The sequence below is a fragment of the Embleya hyalina genome, assembly GCF_003967355.1.
Lineage (GTDB): Bacteria > Actinomycetota > Actinomycetes > Streptomycetales > Streptomycetaceae > Embleya > Embleya hyalina.
In genome coordinates, this window is record NZ_BIFH01000015.1 from 597,614 (window position 1) to 618,789 (window position 21,176).

The window sequence follows — 21,176 nt, forward strand, 5'->3', positions numbered from 1 at the left end:
GTCGGCGGAGAGGGCCACAAGCGGTATCCAGTCAGCAGCCAACCGCCAGGGGCCGGCGCTCGCTCGCCAGTGATCCGCCGGCCCCCGGTCTCCCCCACCGAAGCGAGGTCGACATGAAACTACCGATCCCACCGCCGGACGAAACAACATCGAGCGGCAGCGGCATCGGCATCGGGGACAAGGTGAAGCACGCCGACGACGCGCGCCGGCCCGAGCAGCCGCCCGGCGTGATCGTGCGCGTGGACGACACCGGCCGGGTGACGGTCCAGCCGTTCGACGCCGCGCGAGCGGAGTGGACCGCCGGCCCGGCGAACGTCGTGCCCGACGACGGCGTCTGGTTCCCCACCGACGGCGCCCAACCCGACGACCTGTTGCCCTTCCCGATCCCGCCCGGCACCATCACCCCGCTCCGCTACGGCGGCCTCCGCCCGAAGCCACGCCCCGGTCACTGACCCCGACGACGGAAGCCCCGGCCCTTCGAGAGTCGGGGCTTCCTTTCGCTTTTGTTACCCCATGAGTTCCACGACCGTGACCAGCAACGAGTTATTCGTGATTTGGTAGACCACGATCACGCTGCCACACGTCGCCTCGCGCCTGTCCTTGTGGTACGTCGCCGACGATCCGCATCCGTATCCCGGCGCTTGTCAGCGGGCAGACTCAGGCGGGCCCTCTCGCAGGCGGGACTGTACGCGATCGAGTACGACACTCCGTTCCTCCCCCATGATCGTCATTGCATCGGCTTCGGCGTGGATCCCTTCGACCCAGTCGTGCGTTCGCTCGATTGCCTCGTCGACTTCCGGGCGGGTGCGGCGGACCCATCGGTTGAGGGTCAGGGGCAGGTCCCGTGCCGGTGTGTCCTCGATCGCCTTGGTGAACTCCTCGCGCTGCTCGGCGGGCAGGGCAGCCCGAATGCCGGCGATGGTGGCCGGGAGTTCGATCAACTCGCCCGTTGCCCATGTGCGCCAGGTACGCCCGTCCGGTTCCGGCCCGTCCTGATGCTCGTGTTCGTCGATGTGGTCGTCCATACGCGCCCTTCGCCGTGTCACGACCCGGCTACTTACAGCGTTCCCTCCCAAGGGTGTCCGGCGGAAGCCGCGGGAGCGACACGGTCGAGACCGATTCCCCCGTCGCCGGGCAAGGCCGTCGACGATTCGGCGGCCTCCTGGGACAGGATGGGGCCATGCCGAAATTCATCGAGAAGCCGACCGTCGTCGAGGCGGCTGGGAACATCCCCAAGACCATTCGCGAGTTCGTGGGCCGGGTCAACACCGGCGACGAGGCGCTCAGCATCGCGCACATGACCAGCCCCGGCGGCTGGGAGGAGCCCGGCCAGCGCCCCGAGTTCGACGAGTACACGGTGGTCCTGCGCGGCGTGCTCACCGTGGAGCACGAGGGCGGCACCCAGGAGGTCGCCGCCGGCCAGGGCATCCACACCGCCGCCGGCGAATGGGTCCGCTACAGCACCCGAGGCGAAGAGGGCGCCGACTACATCGCCGTCTGCCTCCCGGGCTTCGCCCCGGACACCGTCCACCGCGACGAGTAGCCATCGTTCCGGCGAATATATGATCTCAGCGGTGAAACGAGCCGCCGAAAATTCGGCGGCTCGTTTCAAAAAAGGGAATTCAGCCAGTCATTTGACGCCGACACCGACCACGCCTCGTCGAGAGCGGACCTGGCCCTTTCCTCAGCGCCCATCGCCGCCTCACGCAGCCATTGGACGTGCAAATCTGCAGCCTCGTCCAAAGCGTGGCGAGCTACCCAGAAGGCATCTTCGGCGGCCACAGGGCATGTGGCCTGGGTATTTGCGACCCAGTTGGAAAGGTCGACTGCTGCGCTCGCCATAGCGGGCCCCGACGCACCGTTCACACTCTCGTGATGCAGCTGCGCCAACTCGTTCTGCCGCTGCGATATGCCGTTGAGGCACTGCGACGTACCTGCCGAGGCCGCAGGCGCAAGGGCGAGCAGTGCCGAGGAAACGAGGGTGCCGGAGGTGGGTTTGTCCACCCACCAACGGCAATCTCAGATCTTGGCGGCGATGCCGGGGACGACCTTCGACAGGGCGGCGGGGATCCAGTCGCTCGCCTTGACGAAGTTGCCGGACGCGTCGACCCCGCTGCCGCCGCCGGTCTTGGCGAACACCAGGTAGTAGCCGCCCTTGCGCATGTACATGTTGTCGCCCGAGTAGAACGCGCCGTCCATGCCGAGCGTCTTCGCGTAGTCCTTGAACTGCATGAACGCCGGACCCTTTTGGCTACGCGACAACTCACCCGAGTACCGGGTCTCGGACTCGGCCGCGTCGCCGATGTACGAGATCCGGATCTGGAGCTTGAGCGGGCTCAGTTGGTCGTGGAGCGCCGTGTCCTCCACCGTGTACTCGCACTGCGTGCTGCGGATCGGCGGATTCTCCCTGACCCAGGAGCCCTTGTCCGCGATGACCCCGTACTTCTCGATCTTCCCGGCCTTCGGCACCGCGAGCTTGATCTGCTCGTCCGTGACGAGGTCGCACGCGTCGGGCCAGGTCTTCGGGTCGTTCGTGGCGGCGAAGCGATCGCCCTGCTTGGGCGCCGGCGGCGCCGCCGGGCGCGAAGCGGCCTGGGACGGCGCCGCCGTCGAGGTGTTGTTCACCGCGTTCGGGTCGAAGCTTTCCAGCTTGCGGGCGCTCTCCGTGGGGGGAAGCTTTACCGCCTCGTTCTTCTTGCCGTCCGAGCCGTTGATCAGCAGCGCCGCGACCACAGTCGCCGCGGTGCCGCCCGCGACCACGGCGATCCAGCTGAAGATCTGCTTGCGGCGGTTGGGGCGCGGCGGCTGGGGCGGGGGGTATCCGGGCGGGCCGTAGCCGGGCGGCGGACCGTACTGCCCCGGCGGCGGGCCGTACTGGCCCGGCTGTCCGCCACCATACTGACCGGGCGGCGGGTAGCCGGGACCCTGCGGGCCCGGATACTGGCCGGAGTTCGGGCTGTTGTACTGGCCGGTCATCTCAGTCGTCCGTCATCTTGATGTTGAGGACGCGCACCAGCGCGGGTCCGGCCTTCTTGGTCCAGGCGTCCTTCGTCTCGGGGCCGCCCGCCGAGTCCTTGGTGTCGGCCTTGACGTCGAGCACCACGTAGTAGGCCGGCGAGTCCGGCTTCGTGCCCTGCTTGAACAGGTTCAGCTTGGTGGTGTCGTTCCGGAAGGCGCTCGGTACGAACAGCTTGTTGGCCAGGTCCTCGAAGCCGGTGAACGGGGCCGCCTCGCTCTTCGCCTTCTCGTACATGTCCTTGACCGGTCCGGCGTCGCCGATCGCCTTGATGGTCATGGTGAGCTTGGCCGGCGTCGCGGGGTCCGCGAGGTTGGGCAGCTTGAGGTTGACCGTGCATTCGTAGTTCCTGGGCGTCTTCGCGCCCTTCTTGCCCTGCCGACCGCCCACGATGCTCGAGTCGGGGATCGCGTTCTGGATCTCCTTGTCGGAGAGCATGTCGCACGCGTCCGGCCAGGTGGCGGTGTCCCCGCTGGCCCGGAACTTGGCGCCGTCGCTGAAGGCCACGCCGGGCGGCGGGGTGTACCCGTCGGGGAACGCGACCCCGTTCTCCGCGACCGGCTTGTCGCCCTTGTCGTTCTTCTTGTTGATCTCGTCGACGATGTACGAGCCGGCGACCGTCGCCAGCACACCGCCCACGACCACGCCGATCCAGCCGAGCACGGGCTTGAGCTTGCTGCGGCGCGGCGGCTGGTGGGGCGGCATCGGGCCACCGGGGTACTGCTGCTGGTACATGCCGGGCTGACCGTACGGCTGCTGCTGATGCGGCCCGCCGCCGTACTGGTTCCCCCCGGGGTTCCCGATTCGTACCATCCCCGTGCTCCTCCTGATTACCTGTTCCGAAGCGCTGTTCCGAGGCGCTGTCGCCGCTGCTGCCGTACCGCGCGGACCGCGGCCACATCCGTACTGGCTACATCCGTGCCACGAGGTAGCCGATGAGCGTCGGCCCGTACTGCTTCACCGCGTCGTCGTCCGGGAGCTTCGCGCCGCCGGGGCCGCTCAGCCCGGAGTGGACGTACAGCTCCACGTAGTACGGCCCCTTGTAGAAGTAGATGTAGCTGTCGTCACGGAACGCGTCGTCGGTGCCCAGCTTGGTGCCGAGCTCCTCGAACTCGCCGAACGGCTTGCGTGCCCGGTTCTTCTTGGTGTCGCCGTAGTGGCCCTTGGCGATCACCGGGGTGCTCACCTCGTGCAGTGTGAGCTCGATCTTGGCGTACGACGGATACTTCGGATTGTTCGGGTCCGGTACGGCCAGGTCGAAGTTGCACTGGTTGTCGGCCGCACCCGGGAAGTCGTACTTGACCGACACGGTCGTGTCCGGCTTCCTGGTCTTGACCGTGGCGCCCTTGATCACCTTCCCGATCTGCGCGTCGGACAGCATCTCGCACGCCTTCGGCCAGCTCTTGCCGTCGTTGGTCGCATTGAATCCTGGCCCGGCGTCGGCCGGCGGCGCTGCGGGGAAAACCATCGGTCGTTGCAGCGGCGCCGCGCTCTGGCCGCCGGGGCCGCCGCTCTTGCCGCCGCCGGAGGCACCGGGCGCGACGGGGGCGCCGGACGACGGGCCGGACTTCGCGGCGTCCTTCGAGTCGTCGTCCTTCTTCAGGAACAGGAAGCCGCCGACCCCTGCCGCGATCAGCACCAGCACGACCGCGATCCACAACACCGGCCGATTGCCCCGGCGTTGCGGCCCCTGTGGTCCGTACGGCCCGCCGGGCGGCCCGTAGCCGCCTTGCGGCGGGTAGCCGGGGTGCTGGGGCGCGTAGCCCTGCTGCTGCGGGAATCCCTGCTGCCCGGGCGGGTAGCCCGGATGTTGCGGATATTGCCCGGGTTGGCCGTAACCGCCGCCTTGCTGCCCGGGTTGTTGCGGCTGCTGCCAACCCCCGCTCACAGCTTCTGTCCGACGATCGCCGCCGTGGTCGGGCCGAACTGGCGCGCCAAGGTGCTGTTCTTGAGCGGGTTGCCCTGCGAGTCCTCAAGTTGGGCGGAGAGGATGATCCAGACCCGGAAGCCGTTCTTGGAGATCTGCACCGTGCGGTCTTCCCGGAACGCCCCGTCCACGCCGATCTTGTCGGCCGGGATGTCGTCGTACTGATCGGGGAATGCCTTGGCCGAGCGCTCCTGGCTGGTCTTTTCCTTGGCGAAGGAGACCTTCTCGTCGGCCAACGTCTTGTATCCGTACGAGGTGATGCTGATCGAGGCCGGGTAGTTCGACGACTGGAGATTCGGCAGGTCGAACGTGATCTCGCACTCGTTGTCGTTCACGTTGTTGCCGAACATGTTCGAGATCCGGCCCATGCGGCTCTTGCGCTCGCGGATCGTGGCGTCGGGAATCGCCGTCTTGATCTCTTCGTCGGTCAGCAGGTCGCAGGCCTTGGGCCAGGTCTTCGGATCGACCGTGATGCCGGTGATCTTCGGGCCGGTGATCGGCGGCAGCGCCGTCGGGATCTTCAGCTCGTTGGACATGTCGGCCTTCTTCGGCGCGGCCGCCGCGCTGTTGCTCGGCGCGGCCGTCTTGCCGACCACGATCGGCGCCGGCTTGCTCGCCTCGGCCGCCGGGTCCTTCTTCTCCGTCGGGTCGTCGAAGCCGATCACGGCGACGACCACGGAGGCGACCACGGCGCCGGTGATACCGGCGATCCAGGTGCCGATCACCTTGCGGCTGCGCGCCCCCCGCGGCGGACGGCCGTTGGCGTCGAGCTGGATCGGGTTCTGCGCGTACTGCTGGTAGTGGCCGTACTCGCTGTACTGCGGGTACGGGTAACCGCCGGTCTCCTGGAAGCCGCCCTGCTGGGGCTGCTGCTGCGGAAAACCGCCGGGCTGCTGCGGATGGCCGGCCGGCGGCGGTGGGTAACCCCCCTGCGGCGGTCCGGGCTGGCCCGGCGGGCCGGGCGGCATCGGCGGTACGGGCGGATAGCCCTGACCATCGCTCATGGGGGTCCCCCTGGGATCTCGAGTTTCGCCCGCCGTCGGCGCGGCAGGCAGCAGGCGCGCGAACATGCTGCCATGTGCACCCGGAGGCCGCAGAGGTCAAGGGTGTCGTTTGTGGTGACATTCACCTGAATAAGTCTCCCGGGGCGCACAACGTTTCGATGACGCCAAGCGTCCGGGCCTCGTGGTCCCGTGACGTGATCGAGGCGCCGAACCCCGCCCCTCACAGCCGCCGAGGCACTAAAGTTGAGCGAGGAATACTCAAGCGATTTGACCCGTTGAACCGGGCAGCTCATGCTTGAGCGACAAGCACTCAACTCTTCCCCTGGAGGAACCGAATCATGGCACGTGCGGTCGGTATCGACCTCGGTACGACGAACTCCGTCGTCAGCGTTCTGGAAGGCGGCGAGTCGACCGTCATCACCAACGCGGAGGGGTCGCGGACCACACCGTCCGTGGTTGCCTTCGCGAAGAACGGTGAAGTCCTGGTCGGCGAGGTGGCCAAGCGCCAGGCCGTCACCAACGTCGACCGGACCATCCGGTCCGTCAAGCGCCACATGGGGACCACCTGGTCCGTGGCGATCGACGACAAGAAGTACACCGCGCAGGAGATCAGCTCGCGCATCCTGATGAAGCTCAAGCGCGACGCCGAGGCCTACCTGGGCGAGAAGGTCACCGACGCGGTCATCACCGTGCCGGCGTACTTCAACGACGCCGAGCGGCAGGCCACGAAGGAGGCCGGCGAGATCGCCGGTCTGAACGTGCTGCGCATCGTCAACGAGCCCACCGCGGCCGCGCTGGCGTACGGCCTGGACAAGGCCGACGAGCAGACCATCCTCGTGTTCGACCTCGGCGGCGGCACGTTCGACGTGTCGCTCCTGGAGATCGGCGACGGCGTGGTCGAGGTCAAGGCCACCAACGGCGACAACCACCTCGGTGGCGACGACTGGGACCAGCGGGTCATGGACCACCTGGTCAAGCAGTTCCAGAACGCCCACGGCGTGGACCTGTCCAAGGACAAGATGGCCCTCCAGCGCCTGCGCGAGGCGGCGGAGAAGGCCAAGATCGAGCTGTCCTCCTCGATGGAGACCTCGATCAACCTGCCCTACATCACCGCCTCGGCCGAGGGCCCGCTGCACCTGGACGAGAAGCTCACCCGGGCCCAGTTCCAGCAGCTGACCCAGGACCTGCTCGACCGCACCAAGGTGCCGTTCCAGAAGGTCATCGAGGACGCGGGCATCCCGCTCTCGGCGATCGACCACATCGTCCTGGTCGGCGGCTCGACCCGGATGCCGGCCGTCGCCGACGTCGTGCGCGAGCTGACCGGCGGCAAGGAGCCCAACAAGGGCGTCAACCCGGACGAGGTCGTGGCCGTCGGCGCCGCGCTCCAGGCCGGTGTGCTCAAGGGCGAGGTCAAGGACGTCCTGCTGCTCGACGTCACCCCGCTGTCCCTCGGTATCGAGACCAAGGGCGGCATCATGACCAAGCTGATCGAGCGCAACACCACGATCCCGACGAAGCGTTCGGAGATCTTCACCACGGCGGAGGACAACCAGCCGTCGGTGCAGATCCAGGTGTTCCAGGGTGAGCGCGAGATCGCCGCGTACAACAAGAAGCTCGGCATGTTCGAGCTGACCGGCCTGCCGCCGGCCCCGCGCGGGCTGCCGCAGATCGAGGTCACCTTCGACATCGACGCCAACGGCATCGTGCACGTGTCCGCCAAGGACCTGGGCACGGGCAAGGAGCAGTCGATGACCATCACCGGCGGCTCGGGCCTGCCGAAGGACGACATCGACCGCATGATGCGCGAGGCCGAGGCGCACGCGGAGGAGGACCACCAGCGTCGCGAGGCCGCGGAGACCCGCAACCAGGCCGAGCAACTGGTGTACACCACCGAGAAGTTCATCAAGGACAACAGCGACAAGGTCCCGGCCGACGTGAAGACCGAGGTCGAGACGTCGCTGACCGAGCTCAAGGACGCGCTCAAGGGCGAGGACCTGGCCGCCATCCGCGACGCCGCGGAGAAGGTCAGCACCACGAGCCAGAAGCTGGGCACCGCGATGTACGCGAACGCCCAGCCGGGCACCGAGGGCGCGGCCGGCGCGGGTGACGCCTCGGCCAACACCGCCGACGACGACGTCGTGGACGCCGAGATCGTCGACGAGGACCGCAAGGGCGGTGCTGCGTGACCGAAGGGAACGGCTCGAACCACGGCGCCGTCCCGGGCGACGCCCAAGAAACCGAGTCGAAGCCGGAAACCGGGACCGCCGCAGCCGCGGCGGCCCCGGCCCCCGGGGCGGCCGAACTCGCCGAGCTGCGCAACCAACTCGGCGAGCGCACGGCCGACCTGCAGCGGCTTCAGGCGGAGTACGCGAACTACCGCAAGCGGGTCGAGCGGGACCGCAACGTGGCGGGCGAGCTGGCCGCCATCAAGGTGCTGAGCGAACTGCTGCCGGTGCTCGACGACATCGGTCGGGCCCGGGACCACGGCGAACTGGCGGGCGGCTTCAAGTCGGTCGCCGAGTCGCTGGAGTCGATCGTGGCCAAGATGGGGCTGCAGAGCTTCGGTTCCAAGGGCGACCCGTTCGACCCGACGGTGCACGAGGCGCTGCTGCACTCGTACGCGACCGATGTCACCGAACCCACGTGTGTGGAGATCCTGCAGCCCGGTTATCAAGTGGGCGAGCGAATCATCCGTCCGGCACGGGTGGCGGTCGCGGAACCCACGGCGGAGGCCGAGGGCGGTCCGGAGGAGTCGGGCGAAGCGGCCGGCAGCTGAACCGTCACCGGGATCGAGACGACGAGAAGCGGAGAGGAGGGACGCCGATGCGCGGGTGGTGTGAATCCGGAAACGGGCGCTCGGAGCACGAGGGCACCCCGACCCGATCGGCGAGGGGCGCATGAGTACGAAGGACTACCTGGAGAAGGACTACTACAAGGTGCTCGGCGTCCCCAAGGACGCCGGCACCGCCGAGATCAAGAAGGCGTATCGCAAGCTCGCCGTCGAGTTCCACCCGGACAAGAACAAGGGTGACACGAAGGCCGAGGAGCGCTTCAAGGAGATCTCGGAGGCCTACGACGTACTGGCCGACGACAAGCGGCGCAAGGAATACGACGAGGCCCGGACCCTGTTCGGCAGCGGCGGCGGCTTCCGCGGCGCCGGCGGCGGACAATCCGGCACCGGCGGCTTCCCGTTCGACCTCGGCGACATCTTCGGCGGCCAGCAGGGCGGCGCGGGCAACACCGGCGGTCTGGGCGACATCTTCGGCGGCCTGTTCGGCGGCGGTCGGCAGACCGGGCGCCAGCAGCCCCGGCGCGGGACCGACGTGGAGTCCGAGGTCACCCTCGGCTTCGCCGACGCGGTCGACGGCGCGACCGTGCCGATCCGGCTGACCAGTTCGGAACCGTGTCGGCACTGCAACGGCACGGGCGCGGCCGCGGGCACCACCCCGCGGATGTGCCCGACCTGCGCGGGCTCGGGCAACGTCAGCAAGCCACAGGGCGGTTTCGGCTTCTCCGAGCCGTGCCGCGACTGCAAGGGCCGCGGACTGCTCGTGGACGACCCGTGCATCGTGTGCAACGGCAGTGGCCGGGCCAAGAGTTCGCGCACGATGCAGGTCCGGATCCCGGCCGGGGTCCAGGACGGGCAGCGCATCCGGCTCAAGGGCAAGGGCGCTCCCGGCGAGCGCGGCGGCCCGGCCGGCGACCTGTACGTCGTGGTGCACGTCAAGGCCCACTCCGTCTTCGGGCGCAAGGGCGACAACCTCACGGTCACCGTGCCGGTCACCTTCCCGGAGGCCGCGCTCGGAGCGGACGTCACCGTACCCACGCTCGGCGGCATCCCGGTCACGCTCAAGCTCCCCGCGGGCACGGGCAACGGCCGCACGCTGCGGGTGCGCGGGCGCGGGGCGGCGCGCAAGGACGGCACTCGGGGCGACCTCCTGGTCACCATCGAGGTGACGGTCCCTCAGCACCTGAACGACAAGGCGCGCGAAGCGCTGGAGGCGTTCCGCGAGGCGACCGTCGCGCACGATCCCCGAGCCGATCTGCTGGACGCGGCGAAGGGGGCATGACATGCGACCGGGCGGCTTGGGCGGTGGCGGTGTCGGCGGTGGACACGGCTTCGAGATCGACGAGACCTCTCCGGTCTACGTGATCTCGGTGGCCGCCCAGTTGTCCGGCCTGCACCCGCAGACGTTGCGACAGTACGACCGACTCGGCCTGGTCTCGCCGGACCGTACCGCGGGCCGGGGGCGGCGCTATTCCGCCCGCGACATCGTGCAGTTGCGCGAGGTGCAGCGGCTCTCCCAGGAGGCCGGCATCAACCTCGCCGGGATCAAGCGGATCCTGGAGCTGGAGAACCAGGTGCTCGCGCTGCGCATGCGCGTGGCCGAGATGGAGCACGCGCTGCACGAGGCGACGGACGCGAGCGCCCGGCGCGAGGCGGCCGTACACGCGTCCTACCGGCGCGATCTGGTCCCGGTCCGGCCCCAGGCGGGCACCGCGCTCGTGGTGTGGAAGCCGCGGCGCGGGCGCTCGGACTGACGGCCGCGACGACGTCGAGGAGGCGGTACGGCCCCGGCCGTGCCCCTTCCTCGACGCCTCGTCGATACAGCCTCGACGCCTCGTCGATACAGCCTCGAAGCAGCCCCGACACGTCCTTGATGCGGCTCGCTACGCGTCAGTAGGGTCGCGGCATGAAGCCGAATCGTCGGGACGTCCTGAAGTACTCGGCCGCGAGCGCGGCACTGCTCGGAGTGGCCGCGTGCTCCGACGACGACAAGGACAAGCCCGACGGGAAGTCGAGCGACACTCCCAAGTCGGGCGCGCCCAAGCCGGCCGGCGCGGCCGGCACCACGCTGGAGCGCACCCTGGTGCTCGGCCCGCCCGGACCGGGCGGCTACCGCAAAGTCGTCGCCGGCCCCGGTGAACCACACCTGCTGCGCAGCGAGTTGGTCCCCGGTGGCGGCTCGGGCGACAAGGCGAAGCGGCGTTCCCTGGTCGCGTTCACCCAGTTGACCGACATCCACATCCAGGACGCGCAGTCGACGGCGCGCGTGGACTTCCTCGACCGGCACAGCGACAAGGACCAGCCGTTCGCCAAGCTGCTGCCCTTCCAGTCGGCGTACCGCCCGCAGGAGGTGCTGACCGCGCAGATCGCCGAGGCGATGGTGCAGTCGCTCAACCGGATCGGCAAGGGTCCGGCCCTCGGCGCGCCGCTGGCCTTCACGATCTGCACCGGCGACAACACCGACAACATCCAGTTCAACGAGCTGCGCTGGTACATCGACGTGCTCGACGGCGGCAGGAAGGTCACGCCCGACTCGGGCGATCGCAACAGGTACGAGGGCCCGATGGACGCGGTGGCGTACCACGAGCGCTACTGGCACCCCGACGGCACGCCGCCCGGGCAGAAGGACGACGTGCCGCGTGCCCAGTACGGCTATCCCACCGTGCCGGGCCTGTTGGACGCGTGCCGGCGGCCGTTCGACGCGACCGGCCTGAAGACGCCCTGGTACAGCGCCTACGGCAACCACGACGGCCTGGTCCAGGGCAACCTGCCGGTCAGCGAACTGCTGGGCAAGGTGGCGGTCGGCGACGAGAAGGTGCTCGACATATCGCCCGGACAGACCGTGGTCGCGCTGGCCCTCGGCCTGCAGAGCGGCAAGCCCGACGCGCTGGCGGCGCTGTTGGCCGGCCCCAAGCGCAAGGTCACCGCCGACCCGGATCGTCGCCTCGTCGACCGCGCGGAGACGATCAGGGAGCACTTCAACACCACCGGCCTGCCCAAGGGCCACGGCTTCACCCAGCAGAACCTGGACACCAAGACCGCGTACTACACCTTCGACCAGGGCCCGGTGCGCTGCCTGGTCCTGGACACGGTGAACTCGTACGGCTCGGACTCGGGATGCCTGGACCCGACCCAGTTCGCCTGGCTGGAGGACCAGCTGGTCAAGGGCAGTTCGAGCCATCTCGACGAGCGGGGCGGGGTGGTCCGGGGCACGGGACAGGACAGGCTGTTCGTGCTGTTCAGCCACCACACCATCGAGACGATGACCAACAAGACCGTGCCGGCCGGGGAGCCCGCGCGGATCCTGGGGCCGCAGGTGCTGGCGCTGTTGCTGCGGTTCCCGAACGTGGTGCTGTGGGTCAACGGGCACACCCACGACAACAAGGTGAAGCCCTATCCGCGCCCGGCGGGCAGCGCGGTCCCGGGCGGGTTCTGGGAGATCAACACCGCGTCGCACATCGACTGGCCGTCCCAGGCGCGGATCGTGGAGATCGCCGACAACGCGAACGGGACCCTGTCCATCTTCGGCACGATCATCGACTCGGCCGGCCCGGAATCACACGGCAACAAACTCGACTCCCCCCTGGCCCTGGCCGCCCTCGCCCGCGAACTCGCCGGCAACGACTGGCAGGAGCGAGACCGCCCCGACCCCAAGGTCGACGGCCGTCGAGGGCGCCTGGAGGACCGGAACGTGGAACTCCTGGTACCGGCGCCCTTCAGCCCGTCCGGCGCCTGAGCACGGCGGGCCGCGGGCCGGCCGCGTCGACCCGCGCCGACGAGCGTCGTGGGCTCACCACCCCACCGTGACCACTCGGGCGCAGCGCGACTTCGAGCGTTTGACCAGTTCGCCGTTGGGGCGATCGCTGCCCGCGACCCAGGCCATCGCCTCGCCGGGGCTGCGACCGCCCCGGCGCTGGCGCCTGGTCAGCCGCTCGTCGCGCACCCGGTCCGAGGCGTGTACGTACCAGACCTCGGTCATCAGGCAGTAGGCGTCGGCCCAGCCGGGCGCGTCCAGCGCCAGGTAGTTGCCCTCCGTCACGACGATCCGCGTGCCGGGCCGCACCACGTGCCGCGCGGCCACCGGCTCGTGCAACGTCCGGTCGTAGTCGGGCACGTACACGTCCCGATCCACCTCCCGCACCACCCGTGCCAGCGTGGTCGCGTAGCCCCACACGTCGAACGTGTCCACCGCGCCCTTGCGATGCAGCCGCCCGATCCGCTTGAGCTGCACGTTCGAGAGGTGGAACCCGTCGAGCGGCACGTAGGCGGCGGTACCGGAGCCGACCCGCTGCTCGATCGCGCGCACCAGCCGACCGGCGAGCGTGGACTTCCCGGCTCCCGGCGGACCGGCGAGACCGAGCACGACCCGATCGGCCTCGGGCGCCGCCGGAATGAGTCGTACCGCCTCATCCGCGAGCGCGTCGAGTGTTTCGAGAGCACCGGACACATCTGGCATGTCCGCAGTGTAAGCATCCCGGCCAACGCATGGTTGAGTGGAATAGACTCAACTTAGTTGTGGTTGGGATAGTCAACGAACCGTTCGGGTGCGGTACACGCGCGGCACGGACGGGATGATGGCCGTGACAGCGCGTGCCCGAAGCGAAGGAGTCGCACACCTCACATGGATGCACAGAAGCTCACCACCAAGGCCCAAGAGGCCCTTTCGGTCGCCATCCGCAAGGCTGCCGCGGCGGGACACCCCCAGGTGGAGCCCGCGCATCTGCTGCTCGCCCTGCTCGAACAGCCCGAGGGAATCGCCGTCCCGCTGCTCGGCGCCGCCGGTGTGGACGTGCCGCTCCTGAAGGTCGCGGTCGACCGGATCGCGGATCGTATGCCGAGCGCGTCCGGCTCGACGGTGGCCGCCCCACAGCTCGCCCGGGAGACGATGCTCGCGCTGGACGAGGCGGAGAAGCAGGCCGACAAGCTCGGCGACGCGTTCGTGTCCACCGAGCATGTCCTGGTCGGGCTCGCCTCCGGCCGCTCCGGCCCGGTCGCCGAGGCGCTGCGCGAGGCGGGCGCCACCCCGCAGGCACTGCTCGACTCCTTCAAGGCGGTGCGCGGCAGCACGCGGGTCACCTCGCAGGACCCGGAGAGCACCTACCAGGCGCTGGAGAAGTACGGCCGCGACCTGACCGAGGAGGCCCGAAACGGCAAGCTCGACCCGGTCATCGGCCGCGACTCGGAGATCCGCCGGGTGGTCCAGGTGTTGTCCCGCCGGACCAAGAACAACCCGGTGCTGATCGGTGAGCCCGGCGTCGGCAAGACCGCCGTCGTGGAGGGCCTGGCCCGGCGGATCGTGGCCGGCGACGTCCCCGAGTCGCTGCGCGACAAGCGGTTGATCGCGCTCGACCTGGGCGCGATGGTCGCGGGCGCGAAGTATCGCGGCGAGTTCGAGGAGCGGCTGAAGGCCGTCCTGAACGAGATCAAGTCCAGCGACGGCCAGGTCGTCACCTTCATCGACGAACTGCACACCGTGGTCGGCGCGGGCGCCACCGGCGACGGCTCGATGGACGCGGGCAACATGCTCAAGCCGATGCTCGCGCGCGGCGAGTTGCGCCTGGTCGGCGCGACCACGCTGGACGAGTACCGCAAACACATCGAGAAGGACCCGGCGCTCGAGCGCCGGTTCCAGCAGGTGTTCGTGGGCGAGCCCAGCGTCGAGGACACGATCGCGATCCTGCGCGGGCTCAAGAGCCGCTACGAGGCGCACCACAAGGTGCAGATCGCCGACTCCGCGCTGGTGGCCGCGGCCACCCTGTCCGACCGCTACATCACCGCGCGCTTCCTGCCCGACAAGGCGATCGACCTGGTCGACGAGGCGGCGTCGCGGCTGCGGATGGAGATCGACTCCTCCCCCGTCGAGATCGACGAGCTGCAGCGGTCGGTGGACCGGCTGCGGATGGAGGAGATGGCGCTCGCCAAGGAGACCGACGCGGCCAGCCGGGACCGGCTGGAGCGGCTGCGCAAGGACCTGGCCGACAAGCAGGAGCAGCTCAGCGGGCTGACCGCGCGCTGGCAGCAGGAGAAGGCCGGGCTGAACCGGGTCGGCGAGCTGAAGGAGCGCCTCGACGCGGCGCGCGGTGAGGCCGAGCGGGCCCAGCGCGACGGGGACTTCGAGACGGCCTCGAAGCTGATGTACGGGCAGATCCCGACCCTGGAGCGCGAGCTGGCCGAGGCGGCGGCGACCGAGGGCGATCGGGGCACGGACGGCACGGCGATGGTCAAGGAGGAGGTCGGCCCGGACGACGTGGCCGACGTGGTCTCGTCCTGGACCGGCATCCCGGCGGGGCGGCTGCTCGAGGGCGAGCGCGGCAAGCTGCTGCGGATGGAGGACGAGCTGGGCCGGCGGCTGATCGGGCAGCAGGCGGCCGTGACGACCGTCTCCGACGCGGTGCGCCGGGCCCGGTCCGGCATCGCCGACCCGGACCGCCCGACCGGCTCGTTCCTGTTCCTGGGCCCGACCGGCGTGGGCAAGACCGAGCTGGCCAAGTCGCTCGCCGACTTCCTCTTCGACGACGAGCGCGCCATGGTGCGCATCGACATGTCGGAGTACGCGGAGAAGCACTCGGTCGCGCGTCTGGTCGGCGCGCCGCCCGGCTACGTGGGCTACGAGGAGGGCGGCCAGCTGACCGAGGCGGTGCGCCGGCGGCCGTACTCGGTGGTGCTGCTCGACGAGGTGGAGAAGGCGCACCCCGAGGTCTTCGACGTACTGCTCCAGGTGCTCGACGACGGGCGGCTGACCGACGGCCAGGGCCGCACGGTGGACTTCCGCAACGTGGTGCTGATCCTGACCTCGAACCTGGGGTCGCAGTACCTCGTGGATCCGGCGCTGTCGCCGGAGCGGCAGCGCGAGATGGTGATGGACGTGGTCCGCACCTCGTTCAAGCCGGAGTTCCTGAACCGCCTCGACGACATCGTGCTCTTCGACGCGCTCGGCACCGACGAGCTGGCGCACATCGTCGGCCTCCAGGTCGATCGGCTCGGCGCCCGGCTCAAGGACCGGCGGATCACCCTGACGGTGACCGACGCGGCACGCGAATGGCTCGCGCTGACCGGCTACGACCCGGCGTACGGCGCTCGGCCGCTGCGCCGGCTGATCCAGACCGCGATCGGCGACAAGCTCGCGCGCGCCCTGTTGTCGGGCGAGATCGGCGACGGCGACACGGTTTTGGTCGATCTCGACGAAGCGGGCGACACGCTTGTCGTGCAACCTCGGAAGCAGGCCGTCAAGACACTGTGATCGGCCGCCTCGGCGGTCGGTGGGGCATGGTCGAAAATCACGGCGCCGGGACCTCTTGCGGGTCCCGGCGCCGTGGCATGGCAGCATGCGTGTGTACAGATCTGACGGTGCGTCACACAACTGGCGAGCCGGGCGGATCGGTACGCCGCGTCCGGATCGGCTCGGGAGCCGGTCCGGGGTGGAGTGTGGGGTCCGACAAGATCGTCCGGCGTGGGATAAAGCGGGCAAAACCTGCGAAGCCGATAGCGTCCGGCGTGACAGATATCATCGTCGCAGTGGTTAAGTTACCAGTGGGTAAGATGCCCGCACGGCCGTACGCTGTCGGCCGATACACGCCCCGGAAGGGACGTCCCACCGGAGGAGCCGAACGCCCATGCAGCTCGCAGCGATCGTGATCTCGCTGTTCATCAGCGTGATCGGGTTCGCCCTACTCGGGCGCACCGCCGCATACATCTACTCGTTCGTCAAACTCGGACAGCCCGTTCGCGGCCGGACCAATGCGGCCGGCAAGCGTCTGGGCACGATGCTGACCGAGACCGTCGGGCACACCCGGATGCTCCGTTGGGGCATCGTCGGCGCCGCGCACTGGTTCGTCATGGTCGGCTTCGGCGCGCTCATCCTGACCCTGGTCAACGCGTACGGGCAGCTCTTCACGCCCGAGTTCGCGCTGTGGGGGCTCGGCCACTGGGACCCGTTCGAGGTCTTCACCGAGTTCATGGGCCTGATGACCGTGCTCGGCATCCTGGTGCTGATCGTGATCCGCCAGCTCAGCCACCCGCGGCGGGCGGGCCGCAAGAGCCGGTTCGGCGGGTCCAACTTCGGCCAGGCGTACTTCGTCGAGTTCGTGGTCGGTTCGGTCGGCGTGTGCATCATGCTGCTGCGCGGCCTCGAGGGCGCGCTGGCGGGGGTGGACTCGTACGAGCCCGGCTACTGGGTCAGCTATCCGCTGGTCTCCGCGTTCGGCGGCCTCTCCGAGAACTCGCTGGAGAACCTGGTCTACCTGGTCGCCACGATCAAGATCGTCATCTCGATGACGTGGGCGATCACCATCGGCCTCACCCCCACCATGGGTGTCGCCTGGCACCGGTTCCTGGCGTTCTTCAACATCTACTTCAAGCGCAACGCCGACGGCACGGTCGCGCTGGGCGCGCTGCAGCCGATGACCTCCGGCGGCGAGCCGATCGACTTCGAGGACCCCGCCGACGACGCGGTGTTCGGCGTCAGTCAGGTCGAGCACTTCTCCTGGAAGGGCCTGCTCGACTTCTCCACCTGTACCGAGTGCGGTCGGTGCCAGTCGCAGTGCCCCGCGTGGAACACCGGCAAGCCGCTGTCCCCGAAGCTGCTGATCATGTCGCTGCGCGAGCACGCCTACGCCAAGGCGCCGTACCTGCTCGCGGGCGGCGGCAAGGACGAGGAAGGCAACGAGAAGGCCACGCCCGAGCAGCTGGCCAAGGTCCCGGCGGCGGCGCTCGCCGAGGCCGAGCGGCCGCTGATCGGCACCGCGGAGGAGAACGGGGTCATCGACCCCGACGTGTTGTGGTCGTGCACCACGTGCGGCGCGTGTGTCGAGCAGTGCCCGGTCGACATCGAGCACGTGGACCACATCGTCGACATGCGCCGCTACCAGGTGCTGATCGAGAGCGCGTTCCCGTCCGAGGCGGCGACGATGCTCAAGGGCCTGGAGAACAAGGGCAACCCGTGGGGCGTGGCCACCAAGGCCCGGCTCGACTGGGTCAAGGAGCTGAAGAAGACCACCGGCATCGAGGTCCCGATCGTCGGCCAGGACATCGAGCCCGCCGAGCTGGAGTACCTGTACTGGGTCGGCTGCGCGGGTGCGCTGGCCGACGGCCCGAAGAAGACCACCAAGGCGTTCGCCGAGCTGCTCGACATCGCGGGCGTCAAGTACGGGATCCTCGGCAAGGAGGAGTCCTGCACGGGCGACTCGGCGCGCCGGCTCGGCTCCGAGGTGGTCTTCCAGATGCTCGCGGCGCAGAACGTCGAGACGCTGAACGCGGCGCTCGAGGACGCGCCGAAGAAGCGCATCGTCACCACCTGCCCGCACTGCTTCAACACGCTGGCGAATGAATACCCGCAGTTGGACGGGCACTTCGAGGTCATCCACCACACCCAGCTGCTCCAGCACCTGATCGACGAGGGCCGGCTGCTGCCGGTCGGGCCGGTCGACGGTCTGGTGACCTACCACGACCCGTGCTACCTCGGTCGGCACAACAAGGTCTACACGCCCCCGCGCGAGATCATCGCGAGGGTGCCGGGCCTGCGGAACGAGGAGATGCACCGGCACAAGGAGCGCGGCTTCTGCTGCGGCGCCGGCGGTGCGCGCATGTGGATGGAGGAGCGCATCGGCAAGCGCATCAACAACGAGCGCATGGACGAGGCGCTGTCGCTCAAGCCGGACATCGTCTCCACCGCGTGCCCGTTCTGCCTGGTGATGTTCACCGACTCGATCAACGCCAAGAAGCAGGCGGGCGAGGCGAAGGAGGAGCTCCAGGTGGTCGACGTGGCGCAGCTGCTGCTCCAGTCGGTCAAGCAGCCGGAGCCGCCGGCCGAGGAGGACGTCCTGGAGGACGCGGGGGCCAAGTAGCTTTTTCGCGGCGCGCTTCGGTGCGCTCGATGTGCGGCGAGCGCCGTCGGTTCCCTCGGGGCCGGCGGCGTTCGGTTTTGTGCCCGAATTACCACCGTCCCGCGACGACGGAGGGGGGTGTGGTGCCGGTACCGTCAGGGGTGTGACTGGCAATGGACCCTACGACCCGTACCGGCAACAGCCCCCGCCTGCCGGCCAGGGTTACCCACCTCAGTACGGCGGGGCTTACGGCGACGGGCACGGGGGGCAGCAGGGGCAGCCCGGATATGGGCACCCCGGGCAGCAGGGGCAGCCTGGGCAACCCGGGCAGCAGCCCGGGTACGGGCAGCCGGGGTATGGGCCGCCCGGGCAGCAGGGGTACGGGCAGCCTGGGCAACAGGGGTATGGGCAACCGGTTCCTCCCGGGCAGCAGGGGTACGGGCAGCCGGTTCCTCCGCCGCCGTCGCCGCAGGGTGGGCGGGGCGGGTCGCCGGACTCGGGTTACGGGCCGCTGTCGTTGCCCGACGAGACGAGCCTGTACATCTACGGCGCGCCGCCGGAGGAGTACACGACGGTGACGCCGTCGGTGCCGCCTCCGCAACCGCAGCAGTACCAGCCGCCGCCGTACGGCGGACCGCCGAGGTACCTGCACTGGAAAGAGGTGCTGAGCGGGCTCGTGCTGCGCCCGCTGCGCACCATGGACGAGGTCCGCGACCAGGCGGTGTGGTGGCCGGCGCTGATCATGTCCGCGCTCGGCGGTGTGCTCGCGGTGCTGGCCAACGACGCGTCGCGCAAGGAGATCGTGCACTCGACGCTGAGCACGAGCGTGCCGGCGATCGGCATCGTCGTGGTCATGGTGCCCGCGTTCTGCGCGCTGCTCGGCCTGGTCTCGCACGCGCTGGCCACCCAGTTCGGCGGCAACGGCTCGCCGACGCCGTTCATCACGCTGTCGATGATCGTGGTCTGGATCGCGGACGCGCCGCGGCTGGCGGTCGCGATGTTCGCGCCGGACAAGAACTCGATCGTGACCGGCGTCGGGCTGCTCTCGTTCGTGCTGACGGCGTGGTTGTTGACGACGTTGATGATGCGCGTGCACGAGCTGGCGTGGCCGCGTGCGCTCGGTTGTGTGGCGGTCGAGCTGATCGCGTTGTTGTTGGTGTTGAAGCTGCCTTTGACGTCGTGAGGTCGTGAGGTCGTGAGGTCGCGACGTCGGGGGGTCGGGGGCGTGGGGCGGGGCTCTTTCGGCCCCGTGCACCGGGTTCGGGGCGGGGGCGGGGGCTGACGCCTGGTCAGGCCGGCGGCGAAGCGTGCCGGCAGTGGACCAACCGGACCGCAAGCGGCACGGTCGAGCCGCGTTGCGGATCTGTTCGGGGGCCGTTTCGGGCGGTGTACTCGTAGGAGTACGGGAGTACACCTGCCGGACCACGACACTTCGCCGTGGTCGCGGCCCGCGAGGAACGGAACGGACATGCTTGTGCGGCAACGCACCCGGGCTGCGCTCCAGGCCGCCGCCCTCTTCTACGTCGTGGACCGGGGTTGGCCCGTGCTGCCCGGTGCCTACGTCGAGGACGGCCGATGTTCGTGCGGCGACACCGAGTGCCCCGACCCCGGGGCACATCCCGCCGCCGAACCGGGGCTGACCCGGGCCACCCGGTCGACGGACGACGTGTGGGAATGGTGGAGCGGCAAGCCGTACACCGTCCTGCTGGCGAGCGGGCTGGAGTTCGACGTCCTGGACGCGCCGGCACAGGTCGGCTACGCGGCGATCCGCCAGCTCGAGGTGGTCGGCCTGCCGCTGGGGCCGGTGTTGCAGCTACCGGGCGAGCGGTTGTTGTTCCTGGTCGACCCGGGCGCGCGCAACCTGTACTGGTACACGGTGGACCACAACGACACGGCCCGGTTCGACGTCCGGCACCACGCGGTCGGCCACTTCGTACCGGCGCCGCCCTCGTCCACGGCGTGCGGGGGGCGGACGCGGTGGGCGGTGCCGCCGGACCCGATCGAGCGGGGCCTGCCGGGGGCGGTGGACGTGCTCGGTGCGTTGATGCGGTTCAGCACACAGGCGCGGTGACCGGGGGCGAAGTCGTCCCGTACCGCCGCTCGTCGCTCAGGCGTCGAGGATCTGGCCCTGGCGGGTGACCACGGGCGGCTCGACGGACCACGGGAAGTTGATCCAGTCGTCGGTGTGCTTCCACACGTATTCGCACTTCACCAGCGACTGCGGCTTCTCGTACACCACGGCGCAGCGCACCTCGGCCACATTGCCCTCGCAGAAGTCGCGGACCAGGAGCAGCGTCTTGCCGGTGTCGGCGACGTCGTCCGCGATGAGCACCTTCTTGTTCGAGAAGTCCACCACGTCGGGCACCGGCGCGAGCATGACCGGCATGTCCAGCGTGGTGCCGATCCCCGTGTAGAACTCGACGTTGACGAGGTGCAGGTTCTTCACGTCCAGCGCGTACGCGAGCGCGCCGGCCGCGAACACGCCGCCGCGGGCGATCGACAGGATGATGTCGGGCTCGTACCCGTCCGCCGCGACCTGCATGGCCAGCTCGCGCGTGGCCTGGCCGAAGAGCGGCCAGGTGAGGTTTTCGCGCACGTCACTCATGTCCGGGGATGCCTA

General features: G+C 69.4%; 20 protein-coding genes. 11 read left to right on the top strand and 9 right to left on the bottom strand.

The window, feature by feature from the left end:
* Positions 1-113 precede the first annotated feature (113 nt).
* Positions 114-452, top strand: coding sequence for a hypothetical protein (locus EMA17_RS10365; protein WP_126636596.1), 339 nt, complete (start codon positions 114-116; stop codon positions 450-452).
* A 192-nt stretch (positions 453-644) separates the two neighbouring features.
* Here the strand turns inward: EMA17_RS10365 and EMA17_RS10370 are convergent, their stop codons facing one another.
* Positions 645-1,025, bottom strand: coding sequence for a hypothetical protein (locus EMA17_RS10370; protein ID WP_170222142.1), 381 nt, complete (start codon positions 1,023-1,025; stop codon positions 645-647).
* Positions 1,026-1,180: 155 nt separating this feature from the next.
* Here EMA17_RS10370 and EMA17_RS10375 point away from each other — a divergent pair, with 155 nt between their 5' ends.
* Entirely contained in the window at positions 1,181-1,543 is a 363-nt protein-coding gene (locus EMA17_RS10375; RefSeq protein ID WP_126636597.1) for a cupin domain-containing protein, read from the top strand.
* Between the two features lie 65 nt (positions 1,544-1,608).
* Here EMA17_RS10375 and EMA17_RS10380 read toward each other — a convergent pair whose 3' ends face one another.
* The 5 genes from EMA17_RS10380 to EMA17_RS10400 all read right to left on the bottom strand — a co-directional run bounded on the left by EMA17_RS10380 (position 1,609) and on the right by EMA17_RS10400 (position 5,947).
* The gene (locus EMA17_RS10380; protein ID WP_126636598.1) at positions 1,609-2,004 is read right to left on the bottom strand and encodes a hypothetical protein; all 396 of its coding nucleotides are present in this window, start codon (positions 2,002-2,004) and stop codon (positions 1,609-1,611) included.
* A gap of 15 nt (positions 2,005-2,019) precedes the next feature.
* A complete protein-coding gene (locus EMA17_RS10385; RefSeq protein WP_126636599.1) occupies positions 2,020-2,976 on the bottom strand; it encodes a hypothetical protein in 957 nt (318 codons plus the stop codon).
* 1 nt (position 2,977) lies between these two features.
* Positions 2,978-3,829, bottom strand: a complete 852-nt coding sequence (locus tag EMA17_RS10390; RefSeq protein WP_126636600.1) for a hypothetical protein — start codon at positions 3,827-3,829, stop codon at positions 2,978-2,980.
* Positions 3,830-3,926: 97 nt separating this feature from the next.
* Positions 3,927-4,904, bottom strand: a complete 978-nt coding sequence (locus EMA17_RS10395) for a hypothetical protein (protein ID WP_126636601.1) — start codon at positions 4,902-4,904, stop codon at positions 3,927-3,929.
* Positions 4,901-5,947 (bottom strand): hypothetical protein, encoded by a 1,047-nt coding sequence (locus EMA17_RS10400; RefSeq protein ID WP_126636602.1) that lies wholly within the window; start codon positions 5,945-5,947, stop codon positions 4,901-4,903. The genes EMA17_RS10395 and EMA17_RS10400 overlap by 4 nt, the downstream gene beginning before the upstream one ends.
* Positions 5,948-6,285: 338 nt before the next feature.
* Here EMA17_RS10400 and dnaK point away from each other — a divergent pair, with 338 nt between their 5' ends.
* The 5 genes from dnaK (at position 6,286) to EMA17_RS10425 (ending at position 12,471) form a co-directional block, all read left to right on the top strand.
* On the top strand, positions 6,286-8,133 hold the full coding sequence (gene dnaK / locus EMA17_RS10405) for a molecular chaperone DnaK (RefSeq protein ID WP_126636603.1): 1,848 nt from the start codon (positions 6,286-6,288) through the stop codon (positions 8,131-8,133).
* Positions 8,130-8,723: a nucleotide exchange factor GrpE gene (gene grpE, locus EMA17_RS10410; protein WP_126636604.1), complete on the top strand. Its 594-nt coding sequence runs from the start codon at positions 8,130-8,132 to the stop codon at positions 8,721-8,723. The genes dnaK and grpE overlap by 4 nt, the downstream gene beginning before the upstream one ends.
* 121 nt (positions 8,724-8,844) lie before the next feature.
* Positions 8,845-10,017: a molecular chaperone DnaJ gene (gene dnaJ / locus EMA17_RS10415; protein ID WP_126636605.1), complete on the top strand. Its 1,173-nt coding sequence runs from the start codon at positions 8,845-8,847 to the stop codon at positions 10,015-10,017.
* Position 10,018: 1 nt separating this feature from the next.
* Complete coding sequence (locus EMA17_RS10420) at positions 10,019-10,489, top strand: heat shock protein transcriptional repressor HspR (RefSeq protein ID WP_126636606.1); 471 nt, start codon at positions 10,019-10,021, stop codon at positions 10,487-10,489.
* Between the two features lie 152 nt (positions 10,490-10,641).
* Complete coding sequence (locus EMA17_RS10425) at positions 10,642-12,471, top strand: TIGR03767 family metallophosphoesterase (protein ID WP_126636607.1); 1,830 nt, start codon at positions 10,642-10,644, stop codon at positions 12,469-12,471.
* A gap of 54 nt (positions 12,472-12,525) precedes the next feature.
* Here EMA17_RS10425 and EMA17_RS10430 read toward each other — a convergent pair whose 3' ends face one another.
* Positions 12,526-13,191: a nucleoside/nucleotide kinase family protein gene (locus tag EMA17_RS10430; protein ID WP_126636608.1), complete on the bottom strand. Its 666-nt coding sequence runs from the start codon at positions 13,189-13,191 to the stop codon at positions 12,526-12,528.
* A 165-nt stretch (positions 13,192-13,356) separates the two neighbouring features.
* On the opposite strand from EMA17_RS10430, the gene clpB reads away from it, so the two are divergent.
* On the top strand, positions 13,357-15,975 hold the full coding sequence (clpB, locus tag EMA17_RS10435; protein WP_126636609.1) for an ATP-dependent chaperone ClpB: 2,619 nt from the start codon (positions 13,357-13,359) through the stop codon (positions 15,973-15,975).
* A 373-nt stretch (positions 15,976-16,348) separates the two neighbouring features.
* Positions 16,349-18,577 (top strand): (Fe-S)-binding protein, encoded by a 2,229-nt coding sequence (locus tag EMA17_RS10440; RefSeq protein ID WP_126636610.1) that lies wholly within the window; start codon positions 16,349-16,351, stop codon positions 18,575-18,577.
* An 88-nt stretch (positions 18,578-18,665) separates the two neighbouring features.
* Here EMA17_RS10440 and EMA17_RS10445 read toward each other — a convergent pair whose 3' ends face one another.
* Positions 18,666-18,968: a hypothetical protein gene (locus EMA17_RS10445; RefSeq protein ID WP_126636611.1), complete on the bottom strand. Its 303-nt coding sequence runs from the start codon at positions 18,966-18,968 to the stop codon at positions 18,666-18,668.
* 105 nt (positions 18,969-19,073) lie between these two features.
* Between EMA17_RS10445 and EMA17_RS10450 the strand changes: the two genes are divergently transcribed.
* Positions 19,074-19,739: a Yip1 family protein gene (locus EMA17_RS10450; protein WP_126636612.1), complete on the top strand. Its 666-nt coding sequence runs from the start codon at positions 19,074-19,076 to the stop codon at positions 19,737-19,739.
* 285 nt (positions 19,740-20,024) lie between these two features.
* On the top strand, positions 20,025-20,627 hold the full coding sequence (locus tag EMA17_RS10455) for a bifunctional DNA primase/polymerase (protein ID WP_126636613.1): 603 nt from the start codon (positions 20,025-20,027) through the stop codon (positions 20,625-20,627).
* 36 nt (positions 20,628-20,663) lie between these two features.
* Here EMA17_RS10455 and EMA17_RS10460 read toward each other — a convergent pair whose 3' ends face one another.
* Positions 20,664-21,161, bottom strand: coding sequence for a phosphoribosyltransferase (locus EMA17_RS10460; protein WP_078976193.1), 498 nt, complete (start codon positions 21,159-21,161; stop codon positions 20,664-20,666).
* Positions 21,162-21,176 lie beyond the last annotated feature (15 nt).